The following is a 23,116-nucleotide window of genomic DNA, read 5'->3' as shown; positions in this document are numbered from 1 at the left end:
GCCGACAAGGAAATGGTCATGCCTGGCGACAACGTGTCGATCACCGTCAAGCTGATCGCCCCGATCGCCATGGAAGAAGGTCTGCGCTTCGCCATCCGTGAAGGCGGTCGTACCGTCGGCGCCGGCGTGGTTGCCAAGATCCTCGACTGATCTGTGACGTGTTCCTGCGATCAGCCTTCGGGCCGGTCGCAGGCTTGTTCTTTCTTGCTTAGGAGCCGTCATGGCCGCCAATCAAAAGATCCGCATCCGCCTGAAGGCATTCGATTACAAGCTGATCGACCAGTCCTCGGCCGAGATCGTCGAAACCGCCAAGCGCACGGGCGCCATCGTCAAGGGCCCGGTGCCCCTGCCGACGCGTCTGCAGCGTTTCGACATCCTGCGTTCGCCGCACGTCAACAAGACGTCGCGCGACCAGTTCGAAATCCGCACCCACCAGCGTCTGATGGACATCGTGGACCCGACCGACAAGACGGTCGACGCCCTGATGAAGCTCGACCTGCCGGCTGGCGTGGACGTCGAGATCAAGCTGCAGTGATGTAGCCCAGCCTGCGCACCGAGCGATTCAACCCGCCCAGTGTGACAGGCCAAAGAAAAGGCCGCTCATTCGAGCGGCCTTTTTGTTGGGCTGGGGTTGCATCATTTTTAAGCGCAACCCTTGCGCCTGACCTGTGGATCAGCTATGATCGCAGGCTTTCCCGTATTGGGTGGATAGTCTATGGCCGCTTGGCTCATGATATTTCAGCCTTGCAGGAAGACCCAATCACCCCGGCCAATCGATGTCGGGATTGTGTAAAAGGCCCCACAGGGGCTGGAGAAGAACCATGAGTCTTAGCAATCGTCTCGGATTGCTGGGCCGCAAGGTGGGCATGATGCGCATCTACACAGACGACGGCGACGCCGTGCCTGTGACGGTGCTCGACGTGTCCAACAACCGCGTGACCCAGGTCAAAACCGTTGAGACCGACGGCTACACCGCTGTTCAGCTGGTGTTCGGTGCTCGCAAGGCATCGCGTGTGACCAAGCCCGAGGCTGGTCACCTGGCCAAGGCTGGCGTCGAAGCCGGCGAAATCAGCAAGGAATTCCGCGTGACCCCCGAGGTCGCTGCCGAGTACAAGGCTGGCGCCACCATCGCGCCTGCAGCCCTGTTCCAGGCCGGCCAGAAGATCGACGTGCAAGGCACCTCGATCGGTAAGGGCTATGCGGGCACCATCAAGCGCCACAACTTCGGTTCGCAGCGCGCCTCGCACGGTAACTCGCGTTCGCACAACGTTCCTGGCTCCATCTCGATGGCGCAGGATCCTGGTCGCGTGTTCCCCGGCAAGAAGATGACTGGCCACATGGGCGACGAAACCGTCACCACCCAGAACCTGGACGTCGTGCGCGTTGACGAAGCCCGTCAACTGCTGCTGGTCCGTGGTGCCGTGCCTGGCTCGAAGGGTGGCTTCGTCACCGTGCGCCCGGCCGTCAAGGTCAAGATCAAGAAGGGAGCCCAGTGATGGCACAGCTTGAGCTCCTGAACGAACAAGGTCAGGTCGCTTCGAAGATCGAAGCCTCCGACGACGTGTTCGGTCGCGAATACAACGAAGCCCTGGTGCACCAGGTGGTCGTGGCTTATCAAGCCAACGCCCGTCAAGGCACCCGCGCCCAGAAGGACCGCGAAACCGTCAAGCACTCCACGAAGAAGCCGTGGCGTCAAAAGGGTACGGGCCGCGCTCGTGCCGGTATGTCGTCCTCGCCGCTGTGGCGTGGGGGTGGTCGGATTTTCCCGAACAGCCCTGACGAGAACTTCACGCACAAGGTCAACAAGAAGCAGTACCGCGCTGGCGTCGCTGCGATCTTCTCGCAATTGGCTCGCGAAGGCCGTCTGGCAGTGATCGATCCGATCGTGCTGGAAGCCCCCAAGACCAAGCTGCTGGCCGCCAAGCTGAAGGCCCTCCAACTCGACCACGTGCTGGTGATCGCCGAGGAAATCGACGAGAACCTGTTCCTGGCCGCGCGCAACCTGCCCAACGTGCTGGTTGTCGAGCCCCGTTACGCCGATCCCCTGTCGCTGGTGCACTACAAGAAGGTGCTCGTGACCAAGGGTGCGATCGACAAGCTGCAGGAGTTGTTCGCATGAGCACCCTCAACAAATTCGATGAAAGCCGCCTGCTGAAGGTGCTGGTCTCTCCGATCATTTCGGAAAAGGCCACGTCCGCCGCTGAACGCGGTGAGGTGCTCTTCAAGGTGCTGCGCGATGCCACCAAGCCCGAGATCAAGGCCGCCGTTGAGCTGCTGTTCAAGGTCGAAGTGAAGTCCGTGCAAGTCCTGAATCAGAAGGGCAAGACCAAGCGCTTCGGTGGCCGTATCGGTCGCCGCGACCACGCCAAGAAGGCCTACGTGGCCCTCAAGGACGGTCAGGAGCTGAACTTCTCCGGGGAGGCCGCGTAATCATGGCTGTCGTCAAAGTCAAACCCACCTCGCCCGGTCGCCGTGGCGTGGTCAAGGTAGTGCACAAGCACCTGCACAAGGGCGCTCCCGAAGCTTCGCTGCTCGAGCCCCAGAAGCAAAACGCTGGTCGCAACAACAACGGCCGCATCACGATGCGCCACAAGGGCGGTGGTCACAAGCACCACTACCGCGTGGTCGATTTCGTGCGCAACAAGGATGGCATCCCCGCGAAGGTGGAGCGCATCGAGTACGACCCCAACCGTACGGCTCACATCGCTCTGGTGTGCTATGCCGATGGCGAGCGTCGCTACATCATCGCTCCCCGTGGCCTGGAAGTCGGTTCGACCATCCTGAGTGGCTCGGAAGCGCCGATCAAGGCTGGCAACACGCTGCCCATCCGCAACATCCCTGTGGGCTCGACGATCCACAACATCGAGATGAAGCCCGGCAAGGGTGGTCAGATCGCGCGCTCGGCCGGCACCTCCGCCGTCCTGATGGCCCGCGAAGGCACCTACGCCCAGGTTCGTCTGCGCTCCGGTGAGGTTCGCAAGATCCACATCGAATGCCGCGCCACCCTCGGTGAAGTGAGCAACGAAGAGCATAGCCTGCGTCAGTACGGCAAGGCCGGCGCCATCCGCTGGAAGGGCATCCGCCCGACCGTCCGCGGCGTGGCCATGAACCCGGTGGATCACCCGCACGGTGGTGGCGAAGGCCGCACTGGCGAAGGTCAGGTTCCCGTGTCGCCTTGGAACACGATGACCAAGGGCTATCGCACCCGCAACAACAAGCGCACGCAGACCTTCATTGTGTCGCGTCGTAAAAAGTAAGAGGTAGGCTGATATGGCTCGTTCTCTTAAAAAGGGTCCGTTCATTGACCACCACCTCTCGGCCAAGGTCGAGAAGGCTGTGGCCACGAAGGACAAAAAGCCGGTCAAGACCTGGTCCCGTCGTTCCACCATCCTGCCTGAGTTCATCGGTCTGACGATCGCTGTGCACAACGGCAAGCAGCACGTGCCCGTGTACGTGACTGACCAGATGGTTGGCCACAAGCTCGGCGAGTTCGCCCTGACCCGTGCATTCAAGGGTCACCCTGGCGACAAGAAAGCCAAGAAGTAAGGAGCAGCGACGATGGAAACGAAAGCAATCGTTCGCGGCGTTCGTCTGTCGGTCGACAAGGGTCGACTGGTGGCGGACCTGATCCGTGGCAAGAAGGTCGATCAGGCCCTGAACATCCTGAACTTCACTCAGAAGAAGGCTGCCGGCATCATCAAGAAGGCTCTGGAGTCCGCGATCGCGAACGCCGAGCACAACGACGGTGCCGACATCGACGAACTGAAGGTCAAGACCATCTATGTGGAGCAAGGCACCACGCTGAAGCGTTTCACCGCCCGTGCAAAGGGCCGTGGCAACCGCATCAGCAAGCCGACCTGCCACATCTATGTGACCGTGGGCAACTAAGCAGAGGCTGACTATGGGACAGAAAATCCACCCAACCGGCTTCCGCCTGGCCGTCACCCGCAACTGGGCATCGCGTTGGTACGCCACCAACCGCAATTTCGCCTCGATGCTGGCTGAAGACCTGGAAGTCCGCGAATTCCTGAAGAAGAAGCTCAAGAACGCGGCCGTGTCGCGCATCTTGATCGAGCGCCCCGCCAAGAGCGCCCGCATCACCATTTTCTCGGCTCGTCCGGGCGTGGTGATCGGCAAGAAGGGCGAGGACATCGAGAACCTGAAGCTCGAACTGGCCAAGCGCCTGAACGTGCCGGTGTCGGTCAACATCGAAGAAGTGCGCAAGCCTGAAGTCGATGCCCAGCTGATCGCCGACTCGATCACGCAGCAGCTGGAAAAGCGCATCATGTTCCGCCGCGCCATGAAGCGCGCGATGCAGAACGCGATGCGCCTGGGCGCCCAGGGCATCAAGATCATGTCCGGTGGCCGCCTGAACGGCATCGAAATCGCCCGTACCGAGTGGTACCGCGAAGGCCGCGTGCCCCTTCACACCCTGAAGGCCGACATCGACTATGGCTTCTCCGAAGCCAAGACGACCTACGGCATCATCGGCGTGAAGGTGTGGGTCTACCGTGGCGACCGCCTGGCCAATGGCGAAGCCCCTGTGCTCAAGGGTGACGACCGCGAAGACGACCGCCGCAACCGCCGCGGTCCCCGCAGCGACCGTCCGAACGACCGCCGTGGCCCCCGTGGTCCTGGCGCTGGTCGTGGTGCCCCGCGTGCTGATGGCGCGCCGGCCGATGGCAGCGACAAGCCTGCCGTGTCGGCTGACGCCGGTGCCGGTGCCAAGCGTGTCCGCAAGGCCGCGCCTGCCGCCGAGGCCAAAGGAGAATAAACATGTTGCAACCTAATCGTCGCAAGTTCCGCAAGGAGCACAAAGGCCGCAACACGGGTGTCGCCACCCGTGGCGCCGACGTGTCCTTCGGCGATTTCGGCCTGAAGGCCACCGAGCGTGGCCGTATCACGGCCCGCCAGATCGAAGCAGCCCGTCGTGCCATCTCGCGTCACGTGAAGCGTGGTGGCCGGATCTTCATCCGCATCTTCCCGGACAAGCCGATCTCCAACAAGCCCGCCGAAGTCCGTATGGGTAACGGTAAGGGTAACGTGGAGTACTACGTGGCTGAAATCACGCCCGGCAAGGTGCTGTACGAAATCCAAGGTGTGCCTGAAGAACTCGCTCGCGAGGCCTTCAAGCTGGCTGCTGCCAAGCTCCCGCTGTCCACGACCTTCGTGGGCCGTGAGTTCGGCATCTAACTGACGCGCAAGGAGAAAGATATGGCGAAAGCCTCTGAACTGCGCGCCAAAGATGTGGCCGCACTGGAAACTGAAATCAAGGAACTGCTGAAGACCCACTTCAACCTGCGCATGCAGCGTGGTACCCAGCAGCTCAACGACCACTCGGTCCTGGGCAAGACTCGCCGCGACATCGCTCGCGTCAAGACGATCCTGACCGAGAAGAAGAAGCAAGGAGCCGCCAAATGACGGAAGCTCAAACCGCGACCAAGGTCAAGGTTACCCGCACCCTCGTGGGCAAGGTGGTGTCCGACGCCCGTTCCAAGACCGTCACGGTCCAGGTCGAGCGCCGTTCCAAGCACGAGCTCTACGGCAAGATCGTTGCGCACTCGCGCAAGTATCACGCTCACGATGAGAACAACGAGTTCCACATCGGCGACGTGGTCGAGATCACCGAGAGCCGTCCGCTGTCCAAGACCAAGAACTGGGTCGTGACCCGTCTGGTCGAGAAGGCTCAAGCGGTCTGATCGTGATCTGATCGGCGCTGCAAGGCGCTGATCCTGCACCGCAGGGCATGGCTTTAGGGCAGTGCCCCTGCAAGCCGAACCGGCTGTCAGTGATACTGGCAGCCGGTTTTTCTTTGCGTGCCTGTTTCTTGCATCCCGCACAGGGGCAGGCGCACATCCTGTTGTTTCACCAAGGAGTTTCACGTGATCAAGCAAGGCGACAAACTGCCCGGCGGCACCCTGTTCGAATACATCGAGGTGGAGGGCAATGGCTGCAGCCTGGGCCCCAACGCTTTCGACATCGCCCAGGCCACGGCCGGCAAGACGGTGGCCATCTTCGGTCTGCCCGGCGCGTTCACGCCCACCTGCTCGGCCAGCCATGCCCCGGGCTACATCGCCCAGGCCGAGGCCTTCAAGGCCGCCGGTGTCGACGAGATCTGGTGCGTGTCGGTGAATGATGCCTTCGTGATGGGTGCCTGGGCGCGTTCGCTGAACGCCGATGGCAAGGTGCGCTTCATGGCCGACGGCAGCGCGGACTTCGCTAAGGCCACGGGCCTGACGCTGGACCTGAGCGCCAAGGGGCTGGGCCTGCGTTCGATCCGTTACTCGCTGCTGGCCAAGGATGGCGTGGTGACGGCGCTGAACCTGGAAGAAGGCGGCGCCTTCAAGGTGAGCGATGCCGAGACGTTGCTGGCGCAGGCCAAGGCGCAGGGCTGATCGATCGGTCTTGTACCGACCTGGAGGCTGGCGTGTGATGCGCTGGTCTGCGCGTGAAAAGGGGCCCTGAGGGCCCCTTTTGCTTTTGCCGTGGTGCCGCCACGTGTCAGTGCTCAGTGCTCAGTGCACCTTGCCCGCACTGGCCTGCACCGCGCTGAACAATTCCCGCCGCAGCCCCAGCAGAAAGCCGGCCTCGGCCACGACGAACAGCGGGCCGACCGCCAGGCCGACCAGATCATCGACGAAAGCGGGTTTGCGCCCTTCCCAGGCATGCCCCAGGAGCTGGATGGCCCAGCCGATGATGAACAGGCCCGCGCCGGCGCCCAGCCACAGCGCGGTGCCTTGCGTGGACAGCCATTGGCCCGTGTGGTTGGAGGCGGCCAGCCACAGCGCCATGACCAGACCGTAGCGCACATCCAGCCGCAGGTAGAACACCGCAGCCAGCACCGCCACCAGCAGCGCAGGCGTCACGGCCAGCGTGAACCCGCCCAGGGCCAACTGCCCCAGCACGGGGCGCGCCAGCAAGGTGCTGACCGACAGCACGATCATGGGGATGCCCACGAAGTGCGTCAGGATGTTGCGGCGGTCGCGGTGGTAGCTGGCGTACTGGGCCAGTTGCTCGGTCAAGGTCTTCATGGGGCCTGCTCCTGCGTGATCGGCGCGCCTTGCGGTGCTGCGTCCGCACTGTAGAGCAGCGCCGGGCCCGCATGTGTCGGACAGCCGACGCTTGGTGGCTGCGCTGGATCAAGCTGACGCGAGGCTGTTGAGTGGCAGGGTGGTGGCCGTGGCCATGCGCCACCAGCCACACGGGCGCGGCACCGTCGGCATGGTGCAAGTGCACCCCAACAGCCGCAACGTGATCCCGGGGCGCGTGAAGTTCTCGATGGACCTGCGCAACGTCAGCAACGAGCTGCTGGACCAGATGGACGCGGAGATCCGCGCCTATTGCGCGCAGGTGGCGGCGCAATCAGGCCTGAGCGTGGAGGTGCAGGAGGTGTCGCACTACCCGGCCGTGCCTTTCGAGGCCGGCTGCGTGGCGGCGGTGCGCAAGGCCACCGAGGCCCTGGGCTACTCGAACATGCCCACCGTGTCGGGGGCGGGGCACGATGCGGTCTACGTGGCGCGCCTGGCGCCGGCCGGCATGATTTTCGTGCCGTGCAAGGACGGCATCAGCCACAACGAGATCGAGGATGCCAAGGCCGAGCACCTGGAGGCCGGCTGCAACGTGCTGCTGCACGCGATGCTGGCGCAGGCCTGCGTGGGGCGGTTCGACAGCGTGGGCGCAGGGCACATGCCCCGAGCCCGGACAGGCTGATCAGCGGCGGCGGGGAGCCGGTCCCGGGCCACGGGCCGACGGTGCCAGATGGCGGAACGTGATCCGGCCCTTGGTCAGGTCGTAGGGCGACAGTTCGAGCGACACGTTGTCACCCGCCAGGATGCGGATGTGGTTCTTGCGCATCTTGCCGGCGCTGTAGGCAATCAGCTTGTGGCCGTTGTCGAGCTGGACCAGGTAGCGCGAATCGGGCAAAACCTCTTCGACGACACCGGACATCTCGATCAGTTCTTCCTTGGCCATTCGGTTTCCTTCAGTGTGTTTGGGCGGGGCACCGGCCGTACCCCCATGACGAACGCCCCGGCAGCGGGCCAGGGCGCTGGGCATGGGCGGGAAAGCCAACGCTGGGCGGGTGCCGGTAGGCCGCAAATCGGACGCGACCCAGACGGAGAACCCGCTGCAGCCTGGGCTGCGAGGCCGTGCCGCCCGGGGGCTGACCACCCGACTACGCGGGGTGGCCGCAATAGGCACCACTTTCATTTTAGCAGGCTGTGCCTACCCTGTGCCGCCAAGGTGCACGAAAACCCCTTTTTCAGGCGCGTCAACCCATGGGCACGTGGTGCGCTGGGGCTTGCAGGCGCTTACACAGGCTGGCATCGATCTTGATTACAGTGAAATCGTCCGCGTCGGCCACGAGCCGGCCTTGTCTGTCCCTTCGCGGCCTGACCGGCTGCGAGCAACCCTGTGAGGTGCCCATGGACACGATGCACGCCCCTGACGACATGCCCTTGTCTGACACGGTGTTCGAGCGCACCGACCGAGGGCGCCTGGTGGCACTCAAGAAGGACAACGGCCTGAGCGGCGAGGCCCAGCGCCTGCTGCTGATGATGACGGGCTACACGCCGCTGGCCGATCTGCTGGCGCTGCTGGAGGAGGATTTCTCCCTGCAGGCCATGGCGGACATGGTCGATGAGTTGCTGCACCATCAATTGATCCAGCCGGTGTACGCGCTCTCGTGTGATGGCTCCCGGGTGCACTGGTTCGGTGCCCATGGGGTGCCGGCGCGGCCGGTCTGAGGCTGTTTCACACCAGGAAGCGCATTACCGTCACGTAGTGGCTGGTGGTGCCGCCCAGCACGAACAGGTGCCACACGCCATGTGAATGGCGCCAGCGGCCGTCCATGGCGTAGAACAGCACGCCCACGGTGTAGAGCGCGCCGCCCAGCAGCAGCCACATCAGCCCTTGCTCGGACAGGCGCCGCGCCAGCGGCACCACGGCGGTGATGCCCAGCCAGCCCATGGTCAGGTACAGCGGCACAGAAGGGATGCGCTCGCGCCCCAGCCACAGTTCTTTGGCGATGCCCAGCAGCGCCAGTGCCCAGATGGCGGCCAGCATGGCCCAGCGCCAGGTGCCTTCCAGCGCGATCAGCGAGAAGGGCGTGTAGGTGCCGGCGATCAGCAGGTAGATGGCGCAGTGGTCCACCTTGGCCCAGATCTGCTTGGCCGGCCCGCGCAGGCTGTGGTACAGGGTGGAGGCCGCGTACAGCAGCACCATGCTCAGGCCGAACACGCTCACGCCGACGATCTTCCAGGTATCGCCGGTGGGGATGGCCTGCGCCACCAGCGCGGCCGAGCCCACCACTGCCAGCAGGGCGCCGGCCAGGTGGGTGATGCTGTTGAAGCGTTCTCCGGGGTACATGCGGGGATCTTCCGCCCAGGGGCCTGTGCCGTCCATCCCCCCGGATGGGGTAGGTCCTTGGCTGCCGTTCAGGTAGGGCGGTAGAAGCCCAGATCAGCCTGTACGCCCAGGCCCTGCGCGAAGGCGGCGGGATCGAAGCCGATCTCCTCGAAGCGCCGGCGCATGAAGGCCTGGGCCGCATCGAGCGACGCCGTATCCGCCCACTCCACCAGCGCGACCACGTTGAAGCCGCTGGCCCCGCCGGTCTGCGTGAGCAGCATGGCGCGCAGGCAGCCGTCCAGCGTGCGCAGGGTGCGTTGCGTGCGCTTCATGCGGTTCAGGAAAGGGCGCAGCGCCTGCGGTGGCACGGTGAACTTGTCTACGCGCAGCACGGCGGGCTGGAACGGGGCCTGGACGGCGTCGGCCAGGTTGTCCGGCGCGGTCATGAAAAGGTCTCGGTTCATGGGGTGTTTCTCGGTGCGGGCCATGGGATGCCATGTGCCGGACGCGAGTCTGAAACCTCAAGTAAAGTTGAGGTCAAGTATTTGTTGGAGAAGCCATGAAGCGCACGACCTGCACGCCCGATGAGGGCATCACGCTGGAAGACCTGGGCTTTCCGGCGCAGCTGTCGGTGGGCGAGGTGGCGCGCCGCAGCGGCGTGCCGGTGTCTACGCTGCACTTTTATGAGTCGCGCGGGCTGATCCACAGCCACCGCACCGGCGGCAACCAGCGCCGCTATGCGCGCGATGTGCTGCGGCGCGTGAGCTTCATCCGCGTGGCGCAGCGCGTGGGCATCTCGCTGGCGGACATCCAGGCGGCGCTGTCCACCCTGCCGGCCACGGCGGCGCCCACGCGGGCCGATTGGGAGCGCCTGTCCAGCACCTGGCGTGCCGAGCTGGACGAGCGCATGGCCCAGCTCAAGCGTCTGCGCGACACGCTGGACGACTGCATTGGCTGTGGCTGCCTGTCGATCGACCGGTGCCGCCTGCGAAACCCCCTGGACCGCCTGGGCGAGCAAGGCGCTGGCCCGCACCGGTTGTGGGTGGGGCCGCGCGACGAGGGTTGATCGGCACGAAGGCAGGGGCGGGCGTGGGCGCCTTTTAGAATGCGCCCCGCCTTCCCTTGCCAGACCAGCCTGCTGTCCGTGCCATGAACATCGTCATCAACGAAGAACTCAAAGCCTACATCGACCCCCTGACCCCCGACGAGCACGACGCGCTGGAGCGCAGCATCCTGGCCGAGGGCTGCCGCGATGCCTTGGTGCTGTGGGGCGATGTGCTGGTGGACGGGCACAACCGCTACGGCATCTGCAGCAAGCATGGCCTGCCCTTCCAGACGGTGCAGAACACGCGCTTCAAGTCGATGGAAGACGTGCACCTGTGGATGATCGACCAGCACCTGGGGCGGCGCAGCGTGTCCGATTTCCAGCGGGGCGTGCTGGCGCTGCGCAAGAAGGAGATCCTGGCCGAGCGCCGTGCGCAGGTGCCGGATGAGCAGGCGGTGCCGGCGGCACCTTCGGCCGCAGTGTCTCAGCTTGATCCGGCTGCCGGCGGGGCTGCGCCCTGGGACGCGGCTGACGGCGCTGCCGATCAGACCGCTCACGCAGCGCAGATGCCGGCGTCGGCCGCCGAGGCGCCGCCCGCCCCGTCGCTCAACAGCCGCGAGGCCATCGCCCGCGCTGCGCGCCTGAGCAGCAGCCAGGTCGTGATGATCGAGAAGATCCAGAAGCAGGCCGCGCCCGAGGTGGTGGCTGCCGTGCGTTCGGGCGCGATCTCGATCAATGCCGCCGCCGCCGTGGCCAGCCTGCCGGCCGAGGAACAGGTGGCCGCGGCCACCGCCGGTGCGGATGAGCTCAAGCAGGCAGCCAAGCGCGTGCGCGAGGCCAAGCGCAAGCCCAAGGACGAGGTGCCTGCCGAGGTCTCCGAAGCCGATGTGGCGGTGAACGACGAACTGGCCAGCCTGCGCCTGCGCGTGGCCGACCTCACGGCCGAGAACGAGGCCCTGCGCCAGCAGGTGGCGGACCTGCGGGCCCAGCTCGGCCAAGCCTGACGGCAGACATTGCCCCGCCGAAGTCGAGGTGTCGATGGATGGCGTGGCGTTGCGACGCCAGGCGGCAGCGCAGAATGGGCCGCATCGCCACAGCCGCCTCCTGCACCAGATGAGCACGCCAGCCACCACCAAAGCCATCGTCACCGGACACAGCCGGGGCCTGGGCGAGGCCGTCGCGGCCGACCTGCTGGGCCGGGGCATCGCCGTGCTGGGCCTGTCGCGCGCCGCGAACGACACGCTGGCCAGCCGCCACCCCGGCCTGCTGCAGCAAACCCTGCTGGACCTGGCCGACACGGCACCGTTGCAGGCCTGGCTGCAAAGCGGCGTTTTGGCGCAGCTCCTCCAAGGAGCGCGCCAGGTGCTGCTGCTCAACAACGCAGGTGTGGTGCAGCCCATCGGCGCGCTGGGTGGACTGGATGCCGCCGCGCTGGCCCGTGCCCTTGCCCTGAACGTGACCGCGCCTTTGCTGCTGGCCAATGCCCTGGTGGCCGCCACGGGTGATGCCGTCGAGCGGCGGGTACTGCATGTCTCCAGCGGCGCGGGCCGCAAGCCCTATGCCGGCTGGAGCCTGTACTGCGCTACCAAGGCCGCGCTGGACATGCACGCGCGGGCCAGCCAGCTCGACGCGGTGCCCGGCCTGCGCATTGCCAGCGTGGCGCCCGGCGTGATCGACACCGACATGCAGGCCGCGATCCGCGCCACGCCCGAGGGCGATTTCCCGCTGCGTGAGCGTTTCGAAGCCCTCAAGCGCGACGGGCAACTGGAGCCACCCGCCCAGGTGGCCCGCAAGCTGGTGGACCACCTGCTGTCGCCTGATTTCGGCGATGAGGCCGTGACCGACCTGCGCGAGCTGTACGGCGCCTGATTCGTCGCCTGCTGCGCCGTTCCATGCACTGCGCAGCCGGGTTCAGATGAACTCGGCCAGCGTGCCCGTCAGGCGCTGCGTCTGCTGCTTGAGCGAGTCAGCCGCGGCGGCGGCTTCTTCCACCAGCGCCGCGTTCTGCTGCGTCATGCTGTCGAGCTGGCCGATGGCCACCTCCACGTGCGCGATGCCCTGGGCCTGCTCCACGCTGGAGTGGCTGATGGTGTTGATCAGGCCGGAGACCTCGTTGACCACGGTGACCAGCTCGGCCAGCGCGCCGCCTGACACCTTGATGCGCTCCGTGCCCACCTCGACCCGCGCCGAGGATTCGCCGATCAGCGACTTGATGTCCTTGGCGGCGGTGCCGGCGCGCTGCGCCAGCGTGCGCACCTCGGAGGCCACCACCGCGAAGCCGCGGCCCTGCTCACCGGCGCGCGCCGCTTCCACCGCCGCGTTCAGCGCCAGGATGTTGGTCTGGAAGGCGATGCCGTCGATCACGGCGGTGATGTCGGCGATGCGCTTGCTGGAGTCGCCCACCTCTGCCATGGCCTTGATGGCGTCCTGCATCGCGCTCTGGCTGCGCTCGGCCGTCTCACCGGCCTGGCGCGACAGGGTGTCGGCCTGACGGGCGGTCTGTGCGCTGTTCTGCACGCCCTGCGAGAGCTGCACCATGGAGGCGGAGATCTCCTCCAGGTTGCTGGCCTGCTGCTCGGTGCGGGCCGACAGATCCGTGTTGCCCACGGAGATCTCGCCGGCTGCGCCATCGACCGCACCGCTGGTGTTGCGCACATCTTCGAAGGCGCCCCGCAGCTTGGCCACGAACTGGTTGAACGATTGCGAGATGCGGGCCAGCTCGTCGCTGCCGCGCACGGGCAACTGCACGCGCAGATTGCTCTGGCCGCCGGCCAGGGCGTCCATGGTGGTGGCCAGTTCGCGCACGGGCCGGGTCAGGCGGGTGACCACGGTCAACAGGGCGCCCACGGCCAGCACGGCGCACAGCACGGCAATGCCGGCCACCAGGGCCATCATCGCGCGGGCGGGGGCCTGGGCGGCGGCTTCGGTGTAGTGGATGCACAGGGCCCAGGGCTGGGCGTCGTTGTCAGCGCGCACCGGCGCCAGCACGCGCACATGGCCGGTGCTGTCGGTGTATTCGAAGGGCTGCCCCTGGCGCACGGCCTGCAGCGCCTCGGGCGACAGGTCCGAGGCATCGGCGCCGATCTTCTTGGCATCCGGGTGGCTCACGTACTTGCCGCCGGCCGAGATCAGCTGCACCTCGGCGCCGTCCAGGCTCTTGATCTCGGCCATCTTCTTTTGCAGGCCGTCGAGCAGCAGGTCCACGCCCACGATGCCGACGAACTGGCCGCCCACCTGCATGGGGGTCACCAGCGAGGTGATCAGCATGTCCTTGCCGCCCACCTTGTAGAGGTAGGGCTCGACCAGCGTGGCCTTGCCAGTGCGGCGGGGGATGTCGTACCAGTCGTTGACGCCGGCCTTCTCGTAATCCAGCAGGGGCTCGACCTTGACCTCGCCGCTGCCCCGGTTCCAGTAGGACACGAAACGGCCGGTGGCGTCGTCCTGCGGGCCCTTGCTGACGTGCTCGGCGTCCTTGCCGTCCAGCGCGTTGGGCTCCCACAGCGAGTAGGCGGCCAGCCAGGGGCTGTGCTGTTCCAGCAGGCGCTTGAGCGTGGCGTCCAGCTGTGCGCGTGGCGGCGGGTTGGTGGCGTCACGCGCCACCTGCAGCGAGGTGGCCAGCGCGGCGATGGATTTGAACGTGGCCTGCAGATCCGACTGGACCTGGCTGGCGGCGTACTGCCCGGTGGCGCGCACGCTCTGGCGCGCTGAGTCTTCGGCCACGCGGCTGCTTTGCAGCCCGACGGCCACGCCTGTCACCAACAGGCTGACGATGGTGCAGGCCGACGCGGCCAAGCACAGCTTGGCGTTGAGCGACAGGCCGCGCAGCGAGCGCCGGGCAGGCACCGTTTTGGTGTGTTCCTGGTGGTATGACAGGGCCAGGGCGGGCGATGCCGACTGGTGGTCTGGGGCGGGAAGGACTGCGGCCAAAACCGTCTCCTGGCGCGAAGCGCGTGGTGCAAACCCGGCTATCGGCAGGGTGGCCGTGCAACTTGAGCCGTTTGGCGCGGCGCGTGGCGGGCACGCACGGTCCTTTGCACGCCGTCAATAGTGCGGCGGCAGCTCGTCGCGCAGGCTGCGGAACGTCGCACCGCCACCTTCTTCGCTGCCCTGGCGCCGCAGGTCCGTCACCTCGCGGATCAGCAGGTCGATCTGCTGTTGCTGGCGCACGATCACCTCGTTGAGGTGGTCCACCAGGTCTTCGGTGAAGGCGGCCTTGATCTCCAGGGCGGTCAGGCGCTGCACCGTGTCGTCGTCGGGATGTTCCATGGCCCGTATTGGACGACAGAATCGCGGCCGGCGCACGCCGTCAGGCCCGGGCGAGGCGGTCCTCGCCGGCGTGAAACCCTGTATCCTCTGGCGCAGCTTCCCGATGTCCAGCGAACCACAGGTGTGCCCTTGAGCGACAGCCGCTCCCGACAGGATTCTCCGCCCCGCCACGATGCCTTCACCGAACGGGCATTGCGCGAGGCCGAAGCCCGTCACCGCCAGATACTCAACAGCGCCACCGACTACGCCGTCATCAGCCTGGACCTGAACGGCCTGGTCACCAGTTGGAACGAAGGCGCCACGCGCGTGCTGGGCTGGACGGAAGGCGAGATGCTGGGCCAGACCGTGCACCGCTTCTTCACCCCCGAGGACGTGGCCGACCAGCGCATCGAGCGCGAACGGGCCGTGGCCCTGGACAAGGGCTTCGCTCAGGACGAAAGCTGGCGCGTGCGACGCGACGGCACGCGCTTCTGGGCCTCGGGCCAGATGACCCCGCTGCGCAACGACGACAACCAGGTCATCGGCTTCGTGAAGGTGCTGCGTGACCGCACCGAACTGCGCAACGCCCAGTTGCGCCGCGAGATCCTGGAGTTGGCCACCGATGCGGCCGAGATCGGCACCTGGGACCTGGACATCGCCACCGACCTGCTGACCTGGACGGACCGCACCCGCGCGATGTTCGGCATCAGTCCGGGCCGCCTCGTGTCCATGGACGATTTCTACGCCTGCCTGCACCCAGATGATCTGCAGATCACCACGGAGGCTTTCGCCTCGGCCCTGGACCCGGTGCTGCGCGGTGTGTACGACGTGGAATACCGCACCATCGGCCAGGAAGACGGCGTGGTGCGCTGGGTGGCGGCCAAGGGCAAGGGCATTTTCGACTCCGCCGGGCACTGTGTGCGGGCGGTGGGCACGGCCATCGACATCTCCGCGCGCAAGGCCGCGCAGGCCCGGCACGCCTTCCTGCTGGGCCTGGCCGACCGCATGCGTCTGGTCAACGAGCCGCGCGCCATCATGGACACCGCGGTCGAGGCGGTCTGCCTGCACCTGGGCGCCAGCCGCGTGGGTTACTGGAAGGTGAACGAGGCCGACGGCGTGATGACACGCGAGACGGACTACGTGGTGGGCGTGCCGCAGCTGCCGCATACGATGCCGCTCGATGCGATCGGTGAGGGCGTGGCCACGTGGCTGCGCCAGGGGCGCACGGCCCACTACACCGATGCGGCTGGCGAGGACGAAAACGCCGGATCGGCCCTGGGCGATTTCCTGGTGCGTGGCCTGATCGCCGTGCCCCTGCTGCGCGACGGCCGCTGGCAAAGCGCCTTCTGCGTCTGCTACCGCGAGCCCCGCCACTGGAGCCGTGACGACGTGGCCCTGGTCGAAGAGGTTGCGGCCCGCACCTGGGACGCGGTGGAGCGTGTGCGCGCCGAAGAAGCCCTGCGCGAAGAGCGCCACATGCTGGAGACGCTCAACCACTTCGGCGCGGGCCTGGCCTCCGACCTGTCCCTGGCCACGCTGGTGCAGCGGGCGGTGGACGTGGGTACCGAGCTCACGGGTGCGAAGTTCGGCGCCTTCTTCTACAACGTGCTCGACGACCAGGGCGGCAGCTACATGCTCTACGCCCTGGCCGGCGCCAAGGCCGAGGACTTCAACTTCGGCATGCCGCGCAATACCAAGGTGTTCGCGCCCACCTTCAATGGGGATGGCGTCGTGCGCTCGGACGACATCACCCGCGACCCCCGCTACGGCCACAACCCGCCGCACAAGGGCCTGCCCCAGGGGCACCTGCCCGTGCGCAGCTACCTGGCCGTGCCGGTCGTCTCCCGCTCGGGCGGGGTCATCGGCGGGCTGTTCCTGGGCCACCCGGACACGGGCGTCTTCACCGAACGCAGCGAGCCCATCGTGAGCAGCCTGGCCGCGCAGGCCGCCATCGCGATCGACAACGCCCGCCTGTTCCAGGATGCCCAGAAGGCCAAGGAGACGCTGGAGGCGCGCGTGGAGGAGCGCACGCGCGAGCGTGACCGCGTCTGGGACCTCAGCGAAGACCTGCTGGTGGTGGCCGACCCGCAGGGCCGGCCCATCCGCCTGTCGCCCTCGTGGACACGCCTGCTGGGCTTTGAGCCCGCTGAACTGGTGACCATGGACTACACGCAGCTGGTCCATCCTGAAGATCAGGACATGGTGGCCAAGGCCCTGGCCCACATGGCCCAGCATGGCCGCCCCGTGAGCCTGGACAACCGTGTGCGCACCCGTGATGGCCACTGGCGCTGGATCTCCTGGACGCTGGCGCCCGAGCCCGGCCGCACGCTGATCGTCGGCAGCGGGCGCGACGTGACGGCCGAGCGCGAACACCAGGCGCAGCTGCAGGAGGCCCAGGAGGCGCTGCGCCAGTCGCAGAAGATGGAAGCCGTTGGCCAGCTCACCGGCGGCATCGCGCATGATTTCAACAACCTGCTGCAGGGCATCACCGGCGCCTTCAGCGTGATCCGCCGTTTCGTCGAGCAGGGCCGCACCCACGAGCTGGAGCGCCCCCTGAGCGCCGGCATGAACTCGGCCAACCGCGCGGCCGCGCTCACCCACCGCCTGCTGGCCTTCTCGCGCCGCCAGCCCCTGGCGCCCAAGGCCACGCTGGTCAACCCGCTGGTGCTGTCGATGGAAGACCTGCTGCGCCGCACCCTGGGCGAGCGGGTGCGCCTGCAGCTCGACCTGAGCGATGGCCTGTGGACCACGCTGTGCGATCCCAACCAGCTCGAGAACGCCATCCTCAACCTGTGCATCAATGCCCGCGATGCCATGCCCGAGGGCGGCCTGCTCACCATCGAGACGAACAACGTCGACATCGACGTCCGCGACGCCGACCGGCCGCTGGACGTGCGCCCGGGTGAATACGTGGGCATCGCCGTGACCGACACCGGTACCGGCATGTCGGCCTCCACCCTGGCCAAGGCCTTCGATCCCTTCTTCACCACCAAGCCGCTGGGCCAGGGCACGGGCCTGGGCCTGTCGATGATCTATGGCTTTGCGCGCCAGTCCGAAGGCTATGCGCGCATCAGCAGCGAGCTGGGGCAGGGCACCACCGTCAAGCTCTTGTTGCCCCGCCATCTGCAGGAGGCCGATCTGGAGGTCGAGCTGGTGGGCGAAACGCCCGCGCACGAGGCCGGGCAGGGCCAGACCGTGCTGGTGATCGAGGACGAGCCCGTGGTGCGCCACCTGGTGGTGGATCTGCTCAAGGAACTGGGCTACCGCACCCTGCAGGCCGATGACGGCCCGTCGGGCCTGGAACTGCTGATGCGCGAGCTCGACGGCATCGACCTGCTGGTGACGGACATCGGCCTGCCCGGCCTCAATGGCCGCCAGGTGGCGGAGGCCGCCCGTGTGCGGCGCCCGGATCTGAAGGTGCTGTTCATGACGGGCTATGCCGAAACCGCCTCGATGTCCAGCGGCTTCCTGGAGCAGGGCATGGAGATGATCACCAAGCCCTTCCCGATGGATACCTTGGTGGGGAAGGTGCGACAGATGGTCGGGGGGTGAGCTTTCAGCGCAGGTGCGGGCGAGGCTGGCCTTGCCTGGCATCCCACGGCTGCGGGTACAGTGACGCTCATACTCAAAATACCCGAGGGAGTCCGCCATGCCCCAACCGGCATCCACCCCGCCGCGCCCCGCGCCTGCCCGCGATGGCACTACCAGCTGGCTGTCGATCACACTGCTGGGCGTGCTCTTGCTGATGCTGCTGGCCATCCTGCTGGTGCTGAGCCACCCCCAGCATGCGCGCGAGTACAAGCTCTACCTGTCCGAGCAACGCCCCGGCGTGACGTTCCAACTCGACGAACTCTCACCCACCTGGACAGAAGCGGATCTGCGCGCCCGCTTTGCGGATCTGGACTGGCGGTGCTACGACAACCGGCCGGGCGAGTACCTCGACGACCGCAGCTGTTTCGCCGACGTGCAGTCGTTCAACGGCCACGGCGCCATGGGGCTGTCTTTCTATTTCAAGGCAGGGCGGCTCAACCAGGCGGTGGTCAATGTGCCCTGGTGGTCGCACTGGTCGGCACTGAGAGGCCTGGAGGCGCAGTACGGCCCGCCGCTGGCCTCGCAGTGGCTGCCGCGTGCGGGCGTGCGTCTGCACGGCTGGCAACTGGCCAATGGCGGTGGCGTGTTCTTCAACCGGGATCTGCCCTTGAACCCGCTCGAGTGGAATGCGATCTTCTGGCGCAGCGCGCGTGAATGCGCCTTGCGGCCCTGCTTCGTGGACGGGCCAAGGCGCCAGGGCACCCCTGTTCCGGCGGCCCCGGATCCAACGAACTAGGGATGTGTGATCGGGCCAGGCTCATTACATTCGTGGGCAATCAGGGTTCACCGGAGTACCCATGTTCAACCGCCCCATGCTCATGACCCGCGGCTTCTGCCTGTTCGATTCGGATCCGATGATGGACACGATGACGGGGCCGCTCTCGCGCATCTACTTCAGCGAGAAGAACCTCACGGCCGGCGAGAAGGAAAAGAGCGGTGCCCATTGGGTGGACCGTTTCCCGACCAGCGTCAGCGTGGACGACCTCAAGGAGGGCTTTCGCGACAAGGTGCAGGACTTCCTGGACGCGCTGGCCGATGCCAAGGCCGTGGTCGAGATATCCGCCACCTACCGGCCACCCGAGCGCGCCTACCTGATGCACTACAGCTACAGGATCGCCAAGGGGTGGATCCGCCCCGCCAAGGTGCCGCCCATGGCCGGTGTGGAGATCGACTGGGTGCACGACACCTACAAGTTGTCCCGCGCGGCGGCGGTGGCCATGGTCAACGGGTATGAAACGGTGCACCAGCCTTCGCTCAAGTCCAGGCACATGGAGCGCGCGGCCATCGACATGACCATCTCGCGGATCGTGGGCAAGACGATCGTCAATGGCAAGGGGCGCAAGGTGAAGATCGCGCAGTTGTCCGACCTGCACCCGGTGGGGCGCTCCTACGGCGTGATCAAGCTGGTCACCGATCCGCCGCACTGGTCGGACAATGGGGGTTGAGGTGGCGATGCGCTGTGCAGGACGTGTGTGGGTGATGGCGGTGTTTCTGGTGCCGCTGGGCGTGTGGGCCCAGAAGGCGTCCGTGCCTGCCTCGGCGCCTGCCCCATCGCCATCGCCATCGCCGGCCGCGGCGCCCGAGCCCTTGCGCCATGGCATCGTGAAGTTCGATGGCAAAGGCGCCCTCACGCTGGTGACCACCGGGCCGCTGCCCACGGGCGGCGACGTGCATTTCCAGTACCCCGGCGAGACGGGTGAGACCGCCTGCTGCCGGCGCCTGCCTCTGTCGGCTTTCAAGAAGGTGACACTGCCGCCCGCAGGCACCGCCACCGAGATGGGCGCGGGGCGGCCGCTGGTGGCCAAGGCAGCCCGGGTGTCGGCGCAGGACGCGGACATGCCCTTCGTGGGGGCCGCGGTGCTGGGCGAAGTGCAGTCGGTGAAGATGGCGCCGGGCGACGGGTTGGTGGCGCGCGCGAAGGATGGGCGTAGCACCGCGTCCACCACCTGCGTCAGCACCGAGGGCTTTCAGGTGATCGAGAAGGCTCCATCCGGAAAGGCCGGCGCTGCCAAGGGCAGCAAGGGGCGCGCGCACCTGTACCTGAACCTGGGTTACGAGGTCGAAGAGAGCACCTGTCGCTAGGCCTTTCGGCGGAAGCGAGGCTCAACGGCTGCCCTGTGCGCGTGCCAGCAGCAAGGTCTTCTCCCGCTCGTTGAGGGTGAGCGAGGCCGCGTGCTCGAACTCGGTTCGGGCCTCGTCGTGTCGGCCCAGGCGGGCCAGCATGTCGCCGCGCGCGCTGGGCAGCCACGGGTAGCTCTTGAGCGCCGGGTTGGCGCGCAGCGCGTCCAGGATCTCCAGCCCGGCCTGCGGCCCGAAGGCCATGCTCACGGCCACCGCGCGGTTCAGCTCGATCACGGGGGAGGGCATGGTCTGCGCCAGCGCGTCGTACAGCGCGGCGATGCGGGCCCAGTCGGTGGCGGGGGCCGTGGTGGCGCGGGCGTGGCAGGCGGCGATCGAGGCTTGCAGGGCGTAGGGCCCCAGCGCGCGGGCCTGGGCCTGGCACAGCTGCTCGGCACGCTCCAGCGCAGCCAGGCCACGTCGGATGAGCAGGTGATCCCAGCGGGCGCGGTCCTGGTCCATCAGCAGCACAGGGCGGCCTTGCGCGTCGGTGCGGGCGGCGCTGCGCGAGGCCTGCAACTCCATCAGCGCAGCCAGGCCCAGTACCTCGGGCTCCTGCGGCGCCAGGCCCGTGAGCATGCGGCCCAGGCGCAAAGCTTCGTCGCACAGGGCGGGGCGCATCCAGTCGTCACCCGAGGTGGCGGTGTAACCCTCGTTGAAGACCAGGTAGACCACCTCCAGCACCGAGGCCAGGCGCTCGCCCAGCGCATCGCCGCGCGGCAGCTCGAAAGGCACCTGCGCGGCCGTGAGCGTGCGCTTGGCCCGCACGATGCGCTGCGCCACGGTTGGCTCGGGCACCAGGAAGGCACGTGCGATCTCGGCTGTGCTGAGGCCGCCCAGCAGCTTGAGCGTGAGCGCCACGCGCGCCTCGGTGGACAGCACCGGGTGGCAGGCTGTGAAGATCAGGCGCAGCAGGTCGTCGCCGATCTGGTCGGCGCGGGCGGCGTCGAGCGCATCCACGAAGTCGGGCACGACAAGCGCCTCCTGTGCCTGAAGGTTCTGGCCGATCTGCTCCAGCTTGGCGCTGAACGATTTGTCGCGGCGCAGGCGGTCGAGTGCCTTGTTCTTGGCCGTGGCCATCAGCCAGGCGCCCGGGTTGTCGGGCACGCCGGCCTCGGGCCAGTGCTCCAGTGCGCTGACCAGGGCGTCCTGCGCCAGCTCTTCGGCCAGGCCGATGTCGCGCACCATGCGGGCCACCCCGGCGATGATCTTGGCGGACTCCATGCGCCAGACGGTGTCGATGGCGCGGTGGGTGTCCGTGGGTGAGGTCATCGTGCGGGGCGGTGATGTCAGGTGTCAGAACTGTGCAGGGGCGGCGCTCATGTCCATGAACATCAGCTCCCACTGGTGGCCGTCCGGGTCTTCGAAGCCGTGACCGTACATGAAGCCGTGGTCCTGCTTGTCCATGGGCGTCTTGCCGCCGGCTTCCAGCGCCTTGGCGACCAGCGTGTCCACCTGCTCGCGGCTGTCGCACGACAGGCACAGCAGCACCTCGGTGCTGGCCTTCGCGTCCGAGATGGGCTTCTTGGTGAAGGTCTGGAAGAAGGGCTCGACCAGCAGCATGGCGTAGATGGTGTCGCTGATCACGATGCAGGCCGCTTGCTCGTTGGTGAACTGGGGGTTCACGCTGTAGCCCAGGTGGGTGAAGAAGGCCTTGCTGCGCTCAAGATCCTTGACGGGCAGGTTGAGGAAGATCTGTTGGGGCATGGTGGATTCTCCGTGGAGGATGTGGTGTGTGAAGGGGCCGGTTCAGCGTGTTTCAGCCACGGCCTTGAGTTGGGCCAGGCCGGCTTCGAAATCGCGGCCGATCATGTGGTCCATGTCGATGAAGATGCCGATCAGCTTGCTGATGTAGGGGCTGGGGCCGTGCATGGCCCAGGTCACCTGGGTGGCCTCGCCCTGCGGTGTCAGCGTGAAGGTGATCTGGTTGCGGCCTTCAAACGGCTCGATCATGTGCAGCACCATGTCGACGCGGGTGGGCGCCTGGCCGCCGGTGACCTCGACACTGCCCTTGCCGGCGTCCTTGTTGCCGCTGAAATCGAAGGCCGCGCCCGGGCCGCTGGCGGGCCCCCGGTAGCTGATCTGCATGGCCGGATCCTTCTTGGCGTAAGGGTTCCAGGTGTTGAACTGGTGCAGGTCGTTGATCAGTGGGAAGAGTCTGTCGGTGCCGGCCTGGACGACGGTGCTGCGCTGCACGGCGAAGGTGTCGGGGCGGGTGGTGGCGTACAGCGCCAGCGCGGCCACGGCCAGCACGACGATCAGGGCGATGGACTTGAGCATGGTGATCTCCTGAGGTGTTGTCCTTGGGCGCGCTCAGGCGCCACCGACGCCGATGTCGCGCAGGCGGTTGACGGATTCGCTGGGCGCGAAGTCATCGAGCTCGTACAGCTCGCGCACCTCGATCTCGGCGGCACGGCCCCGGCCCACGGGGTTGGGAAAGCGCCGTGTCCATTCCAGCGCCTCTTCGCGTGAACGCACCTGGATCAGCGTGTAGCCGGCCACCAGCTCCTTGGTTTCGGCGAAGGGGCCGTCGGTGATGGTGCGGCGGTCGTCGGTGCCGGTCTCGCTGAAGCTGATGCGCCAGCCCAGCCGGCTGGGCTTGAGCCCGGAGCCATCGAGCAGCACGCCGGCCTGGGCCAGTTGCTCGTGGTAATCCGTCATGGCCTTGATGAGGGCTTCATCAGGCGTCTGGATGCCGGTTTCGGCTTCGGTCTCGGTGGTGGCCTTGACGATGATCATGTAGCGCATGGGGCGTCTCCTGGGCGCGGCGGG

30 protein-coding genes and 2 pseudogenes are annotated in these 23,116 nt (G+C 66.8%); 22 read left to right on the top strand and 10 right to left on the bottom strand.

Going from position 1 to position 23,116, the window contains the following annotated elements:
- The 13 genes and pseudogenes from tuf to WAQ08_RS01245 form a co-directional block, all read left to right on the top strand.
- Nucleotides 1-150: pseudogene (tuf, locus tag WAQ08_RS01305) on the top strand (elongation factor Tu); the annotation flags it as partial.
- A 70-nt stretch (nucleotides 151-220) separates the two neighbouring features.
- Complete coding sequence (rpsJ, locus tag WAQ08_RS01300) at nucleotides 221-535, top strand: 30S ribosomal protein S10 (RefSeq protein WP_125242591.1); 315 nt, start codon at nucleotides 221-223, stop codon at nucleotides 533-535.
- 286 nt (nucleotides 536-821) lie between these two features.
- Nucleotides 822-1,496: a 50S ribosomal protein L3 gene (gene rplC, locus WAQ08_RS01295; protein ID WP_422188833.1), complete on the top strand. Its 675-nt coding sequence runs from the start codon at nucleotides 822-824 to the stop codon at nucleotides 1,494-1,496.
- Nucleotides 1,496-2,119 (top strand): 50S ribosomal protein L4, encoded by a 624-nt coding sequence (gene rplD / locus WAQ08_RS01290; protein ID WP_422188832.1) that lies wholly within the window; start codon nucleotides 1,496-1,498, stop codon nucleotides 2,117-2,119. The genes rplC and rplD overlap by 1 nt, the downstream gene beginning before the upstream one ends.
- Nucleotides 2,116-2,430, top strand: a complete 315-nt coding sequence (gene rplW, locus WAQ08_RS01285; protein WP_422188831.1) for a 50S ribosomal protein L23 — start codon at nucleotides 2,116-2,118, stop codon at nucleotides 2,428-2,430. Before rplD ends, rplW begins: the two co-directional genes overlap by 4 nt.
- A gap of 2 nt (nucleotides 2,431-2,432) precedes the next feature.
- Nucleotides 2,433-3,257, top strand: coding sequence for a 50S ribosomal protein L2 (gene rplB, locus WAQ08_RS01280; RefSeq protein WP_422188830.1), 825 nt, complete (start codon nucleotides 2,433-2,435; stop codon nucleotides 3,255-3,257).
- A 13-nt stretch (nucleotides 3,258-3,270) separates the two neighbouring features.
- A complete protein-coding gene (gene rpsS / locus WAQ08_RS01275; RefSeq protein ID WP_125242598.1) occupies nucleotides 3,271-3,546 on the top strand; it encodes a 30S ribosomal protein S19 in 276 nt (91 codons plus the stop codon).
- Nucleotides 3,547-3,558: 12 nt separating this feature from the next.
- Entirely contained in the window at nucleotides 3,559-3,888 is a 330-nt protein-coding gene (gene rplV, locus WAQ08_RS01270) for a 50S ribosomal protein L22 (protein ID WP_125242599.1), read from the top strand.
- 13 nt (nucleotides 3,889-3,901) lie between these two features.
- Entirely contained in the window at nucleotides 3,902-4,774 is an 873-nt protein-coding gene (rpsC, locus tag WAQ08_RS01265) for a 30S ribosomal protein S3 (RefSeq protein ID WP_422188829.1), read from the top strand.
- A gap of 2 nt (nucleotides 4,775-4,776) precedes the next feature.
- Nucleotides 4,777-5,193 (top strand): 50S ribosomal protein L16, encoded by a 417-nt coding sequence (gene rplP, locus WAQ08_RS01260; RefSeq protein ID WP_422188828.1) that lies wholly within the window; start codon nucleotides 4,777-4,779, stop codon nucleotides 5,191-5,193.
- 21 nt (nucleotides 5,194-5,214) lie between these two features.
- Complete coding sequence (rpmC, locus tag WAQ08_RS01255; RefSeq protein ID WP_422188827.1) at nucleotides 5,215-5,421, top strand: 50S ribosomal protein L29; 207 nt, start codon at nucleotides 5,215-5,217, stop codon at nucleotides 5,419-5,421.
- A complete protein-coding gene (rpsQ, locus tag WAQ08_RS01250; protein ID WP_422188826.1) occupies nucleotides 5,418-5,699 on the top strand; it encodes a 30S ribosomal protein S17 in 282 nt (93 codons plus the stop codon). The genes rpmC and rpsQ overlap by 4 nt, the downstream gene beginning before the upstream one ends.
- Before the next feature lie 183 nt (nucleotides 5,700-5,882).
- Nucleotides 5,883-6,395, top strand: a complete 513-nt coding sequence (locus WAQ08_RS01245) for a peroxiredoxin (RefSeq protein ID WP_422188825.1) — start codon at nucleotides 5,883-5,885, stop codon at nucleotides 6,393-6,395.
- A 120-nt stretch (nucleotides 6,396-6,515) separates the two neighbouring features.
- On the opposite strand, the gene WAQ08_RS01240 is transcribed toward WAQ08_RS01245, so the two are convergent.
- The gene (locus WAQ08_RS01240; protein ID WP_422188824.1) at nucleotides 6,516-7,031 is read right to left on the bottom strand and encodes a DUF962 domain-containing protein; all 516 of its coding nucleotides are present in this window, start codon (nucleotides 7,029-7,031) and stop codon (nucleotides 6,516-6,518) included.
- 139 nt (nucleotides 7,032-7,170) lie between these two features.
- On the opposite strand from WAQ08_RS01240, the pseudogene WAQ08_RS01235 reads away from it, so the two are divergent.
- Nucleotides 7,171-7,710, top strand: a pseudogene (locus WAQ08_RS01235) (M20/M25/M40 family metallo-hydrolase); the annotation flags it as partial.
- Here the strand turns inward: WAQ08_RS01235 and infA are convergent.
- On the bottom strand, nucleotides 7,711-7,971 hold the full coding sequence (infA, locus tag WAQ08_RS01230; protein WP_422188823.1) for a translation initiation factor IF-1: 261 nt from the start codon (nucleotides 7,969-7,971) through the stop codon (nucleotides 7,711-7,713).
- A gap of 452 nt (nucleotides 7,972-8,423) precedes the next feature.
- Between infA and WAQ08_RS01225 the strand changes: the two genes are divergently transcribed.
- Nucleotides 8,424-8,744 carry a hypothetical protein gene (locus WAQ08_RS01225; protein WP_422188822.1) on the top strand — a complete coding sequence of 107 codons (321 nt, stop codon included), beginning with the start codon at nucleotides 8,424-8,426 and terminating at the stop codon, nucleotides 8,742-8,744.
- 7 nt (nucleotides 8,745-8,751) lie between these two features.
- On the opposite strand, the gene trhA is transcribed toward WAQ08_RS01225, so the two are convergent.
- Both trhA and WAQ08_RS01215 read right to left on the bottom strand, forming a co-directional pair.
- Complete coding sequence (trhA, locus tag WAQ08_RS01220; RefSeq protein ID WP_422188821.1) at nucleotides 8,752-9,366, bottom strand: PAQR family membrane homeostasis protein TrhA; 615 nt, start codon at nucleotides 9,364-9,366, stop codon at nucleotides 8,752-8,754.
- Nucleotides 9,367-9,434: 68 nt separating this feature from the next.
- Nucleotides 9,435-9,809 carry an antibiotic biosynthesis monooxygenase gene (locus WAQ08_RS01215; RefSeq protein WP_422188820.1) on the bottom strand — a complete coding sequence of 125 codons (375 nt, stop codon included), beginning with the start codon at nucleotides 9,807-9,809 and terminating at the stop codon, nucleotides 9,435-9,437.
- Between the two features lie 95 nt (nucleotides 9,810-9,904).
- On the opposite strand from WAQ08_RS01215, the gene soxR reads away from it, so the two are divergent.
- From soxR to WAQ08_RS01200, 3 genes are all read left to right on the top strand, one after another.
- A complete protein-coding gene (gene soxR / locus WAQ08_RS01210; RefSeq protein WP_422188819.1) occupies nucleotides 9,905-10,411 on the top strand; it encodes a redox-sensitive transcriptional activator SoxR in 507 nt (168 codons plus the stop codon).
- An 83-nt stretch (nucleotides 10,412-10,494) separates the two neighbouring features.
- Nucleotides 10,495-11,394: a plasmid replication/partition related protein gene (locus WAQ08_RS01205; protein WP_422188818.1), complete on the top strand. Its 900-nt coding sequence runs from the start codon at nucleotides 10,495-10,497 to the stop codon at nucleotides 11,392-11,394.
- A 109-nt stretch (nucleotides 11,395-11,503) separates the two neighbouring features.
- Nucleotides 11,504-12,259: an SDR family oxidoreductase gene (locus WAQ08_RS01200; protein ID WP_422188817.1), complete on the top strand. Its 756-nt coding sequence runs from the start codon at nucleotides 11,504-11,506 to the stop codon at nucleotides 12,257-12,259.
- Between the two features lie 42 nt (nucleotides 12,260-12,301).
- Here the strand turns inward: WAQ08_RS01200 and WAQ08_RS01195 are convergent, their stop codons facing one another.
- Nucleotides 12,302-14,317, bottom strand: coding sequence for a methyl-accepting chemotaxis protein (locus WAQ08_RS01195; RefSeq protein ID WP_422188816.1), 2,016 nt, complete (start codon nucleotides 14,315-14,317; stop codon nucleotides 12,302-12,304).
- Between the two features lie 114 nt (nucleotides 14,318-14,431).
- Complete coding sequence (locus WAQ08_RS01190) at nucleotides 14,432-14,656, bottom strand: SlyX family protein (protein ID WP_422188815.1); 225 nt, start codon at nucleotides 14,654-14,656, stop codon at nucleotides 14,432-14,434.
- A gap of 129 nt (nucleotides 14,657-14,785) precedes the next feature.
- Between WAQ08_RS01190 and WAQ08_RS01185 the strand changes: the two genes are divergently transcribed.
- From WAQ08_RS01185 to WAQ08_RS01170, 4 genes are all read left to right on the top strand, one after another.
- Nucleotides 14,786-18,187: a PAS domain S-box protein gene (locus WAQ08_RS01185; protein WP_422188814.1), complete on the top strand. Its 3,402-nt coding sequence runs from the start codon at nucleotides 14,786-14,788 to the stop codon at nucleotides 18,185-18,187.
- 97 nt (nucleotides 18,188-18,284) lie between these two features.
- Nucleotides 18,285-18,962 (top strand): hypothetical protein, encoded by a 678-nt coding sequence (locus WAQ08_RS01180; RefSeq protein ID WP_422188813.1) that lies wholly within the window; start codon nucleotides 18,285-18,287, stop codon nucleotides 18,960-18,962.
- A 76-nt stretch (nucleotides 18,963-19,038) separates the two neighbouring features.
- Entirely contained in the window at nucleotides 19,039-19,671 is a 633-nt protein-coding gene (locus WAQ08_RS01175) for a hypothetical protein (RefSeq protein ID WP_422188812.1), read from the top strand.
- A 7-nt stretch (nucleotides 19,672-19,678) separates the two neighbouring features.
- Complete coding sequence (locus WAQ08_RS01170; protein WP_422188811.1) at nucleotides 19,679-20,308, top strand: hypothetical protein; 630 nt, start codon at nucleotides 19,679-19,681, stop codon at nucleotides 20,306-20,308.
- Nucleotides 20,309-20,329: 21 nt separating this feature from the next.
- Here WAQ08_RS01170 and WAQ08_RS01165 read toward each other — a convergent pair whose 3' ends face one another.
- From WAQ08_RS01165 to WAQ08_RS01150, 4 genes are read right to left on the bottom strand one after another with little or no spacing between them, the layout of a single operon-like run.
- On the bottom strand, nucleotides 20,330-21,616 hold the full coding sequence (locus tag WAQ08_RS01165) for an RNA polymerase sigma factor (protein WP_422188810.1): 1,287 nt from the start codon (nucleotides 21,614-21,616) through the stop codon (nucleotides 20,330-20,332).
- Nucleotides 21,617-21,640: 24 nt separating this feature from the next.
- Nucleotides 21,641-22,051, bottom strand: coding sequence for a VOC family protein (locus tag WAQ08_RS01160; protein ID WP_422188809.1), 411 nt, complete (start codon nucleotides 22,049-22,051; stop codon nucleotides 21,641-21,643).
- A 42-nt stretch (nucleotides 22,052-22,093) separates the two neighbouring features.
- A complete protein-coding gene (locus tag WAQ08_RS01155) occupies nucleotides 22,094-22,624 on the bottom strand; it encodes an SRPBCC family protein (protein WP_422188808.1) in 531 nt (176 codons plus the stop codon).
- Between the two features lie 33 nt (nucleotides 22,625-22,657).
- Complete coding sequence (locus WAQ08_RS01150; RefSeq protein WP_422188807.1) at nucleotides 22,658-23,092, bottom strand: YciI family protein; 435 nt, start codon at nucleotides 23,090-23,092, stop codon at nucleotides 22,658-22,660.
- Between the last annotated feature and the right edge of the window lie 24 nt (nucleotides 23,093-23,116).

Source organism: Aquabacterium sp. (assembly GCF_049274795.1).
Classification (GTDB): Bacteria; Pseudomonadota; Gammaproteobacteria; order Burkholderiales; family Burkholderiaceae_C; genus Aquabacterium.
Note: the sequence above shows the minus strand (reverse complement) of the source record. Positions and strands in the feature narration are given on the sequence as shown.

Coding starts and splice junctions, on each gene's coding strand:
- rpsJ (WP_125242591.1), top strand. CDS start 221: ATGGCCGCCAATCAAAAGATCCGCATCCGCCTGAAGGCATTCGATTAC.
- rplC (WP_422188833.1), top strand. CDS start 822: ATGAGTCTTAGCAATCGTCTCGGATTGCTGGGCCGCAAGGTGGGCATG.
- rplD (WP_422188832.1), top strand. CDS start 1,496: ATGGCACAGCTTGAGCTCCTGAACGAACAAGGTCAGGTCGCTTCGAAG.
- rplW (WP_422188831.1), top strand. CDS start 2,116: ATGAGCACCCTCAACAAATTCGATGAAAGCCGCCTGCTGAAGGTGCTG.
- rplB (WP_422188830.1), top strand. CDS start 2,433: ATGGCTGTCGTCAAAGTCAAACCCACCTCGCCCGGTCGCCGTGGCGTG.
- rpsS (WP_125242598.1), top strand. CDS start 3,271: ATGGCTCGTTCTCTTAAAAAGGGTCCGTTCATTGACCACCACCTCTCG.
- rplV (WP_125242599.1), top strand. CDS start 3,559: ATGGAAACGAAAGCAATCGTTCGCGGCGTTCGTCTGTCGGTCGACAAG.
- rpsC (WP_422188829.1), top strand. CDS start 3,902: ATGGGACAGAAAATCCACCCAACCGGCTTCCGCCTGGCCGTCACCCGC.
- rplP (WP_422188828.1), top strand. CDS start 4,777: ATGTTGCAACCTAATCGTCGCAAGTTCCGCAAGGAGCACAAAGGCCGC.
- rpmC (WP_422188827.1), top strand. CDS start 5,215: ATGGCGAAAGCCTCTGAACTGCGCGCCAAAGATGTGGCCGCACTGGAA.
- rpsQ (WP_422188826.1), top strand. CDS start 5,418: ATGACGGAAGCTCAAACCGCGACCAAGGTCAAGGTTACCCGCACCCTC.
- WAQ08_RS01240 (WP_422188824.1), bottom strand. CDS start 7,031: ATGAAGACCTTGACCGAGCAACTGGCCCAGTACGCCAGCTACCACCGC.
- infA (WP_422188823.1), bottom strand. CDS start 7,971: ATGGCCAAGGAAGAACTGATCGAGATGTCCGGTGTCGTCGAAGAGGTT.
- WAQ08_RS01225 (WP_422188822.1), top strand. CDS start 8,424: ATGGACACGATGCACGCCCCTGACGACATGCCCTTGTCTGACACGGTG.
- trhA (WP_422188821.1), bottom strand. CDS start 9,366: ATGTACCCCGGAGAACGCTTCAACAGCATCACCCACCTGGCCGGCGCC.
- WAQ08_RS01215 (WP_422188820.1), bottom strand. CDS start 9,809: ATGAACCGAGACCTTTTCATGACCGCGCCGGACAACCTGGCCGACGCC.
- soxR (WP_422188819.1), top strand. CDS start 9,905: ATGAAGCGCACGACCTGCACGCCCGATGAGGGCATCACGCTGGAAGAC.
- WAQ08_RS01205 (WP_422188818.1), top strand. CDS start 10,495: ATGAACATCGTCATCAACGAAGAACTCAAAGCCTACATCGACCCCCTG.
- WAQ08_RS01200 (WP_422188817.1), top strand. CDS start 11,504: ATGAGCACGCCAGCCACCACCAAAGCCATCGTCACCGGACACAGCCGG.
- WAQ08_RS01190 (WP_422188815.1), bottom strand. CDS start 14,656: ATGGAACATCCCGACGACGACACGGTGCAGCGCCTGACCGCCCTGGAG.
- WAQ08_RS01180 (WP_422188813.1), top strand. CDS start 18,285: ATGCCCCAACCGGCATCCACCCCGCCGCGCCCCGCGCCTGCCCGCGAT.
- WAQ08_RS01175 (WP_422188812.1), top strand. CDS start 19,039: ATGCTCATGACCCGCGGCTTCTGCCTGTTCGATTCGGATCCGATGATG.
- WAQ08_RS01170 (WP_422188811.1), top strand. CDS start 19,679: ATGCGCTGTGCAGGACGTGTGTGGGTGATGGCGGTGTTTCTGGTGCCG.
- WAQ08_RS01165 (WP_422188810.1), bottom strand. CDS start 21,616: ATGACCTCACCCACGGACACCCACCGCGCCATCGACACCGTCTGGCGC.
- WAQ08_RS01160 (WP_422188809.1), bottom strand. CDS start 22,051: ATGCCCCAACAGATCTTCCTCAACCTGCCCGTCAAGGATCTTGAGCGC.
- WAQ08_RS01155 (WP_422188808.1), bottom strand. CDS start 22,624: ATGCTCAAGTCCATCGCCCTGATCGTCGTGCTGGCCGTGGCCGCGCTG.
- WAQ08_RS01150 (WP_422188807.1), bottom strand. CDS start 23,092: ATGCGCTACATGATCATCGTCAAGGCCACCACCGAGACCGAAGCCGAA.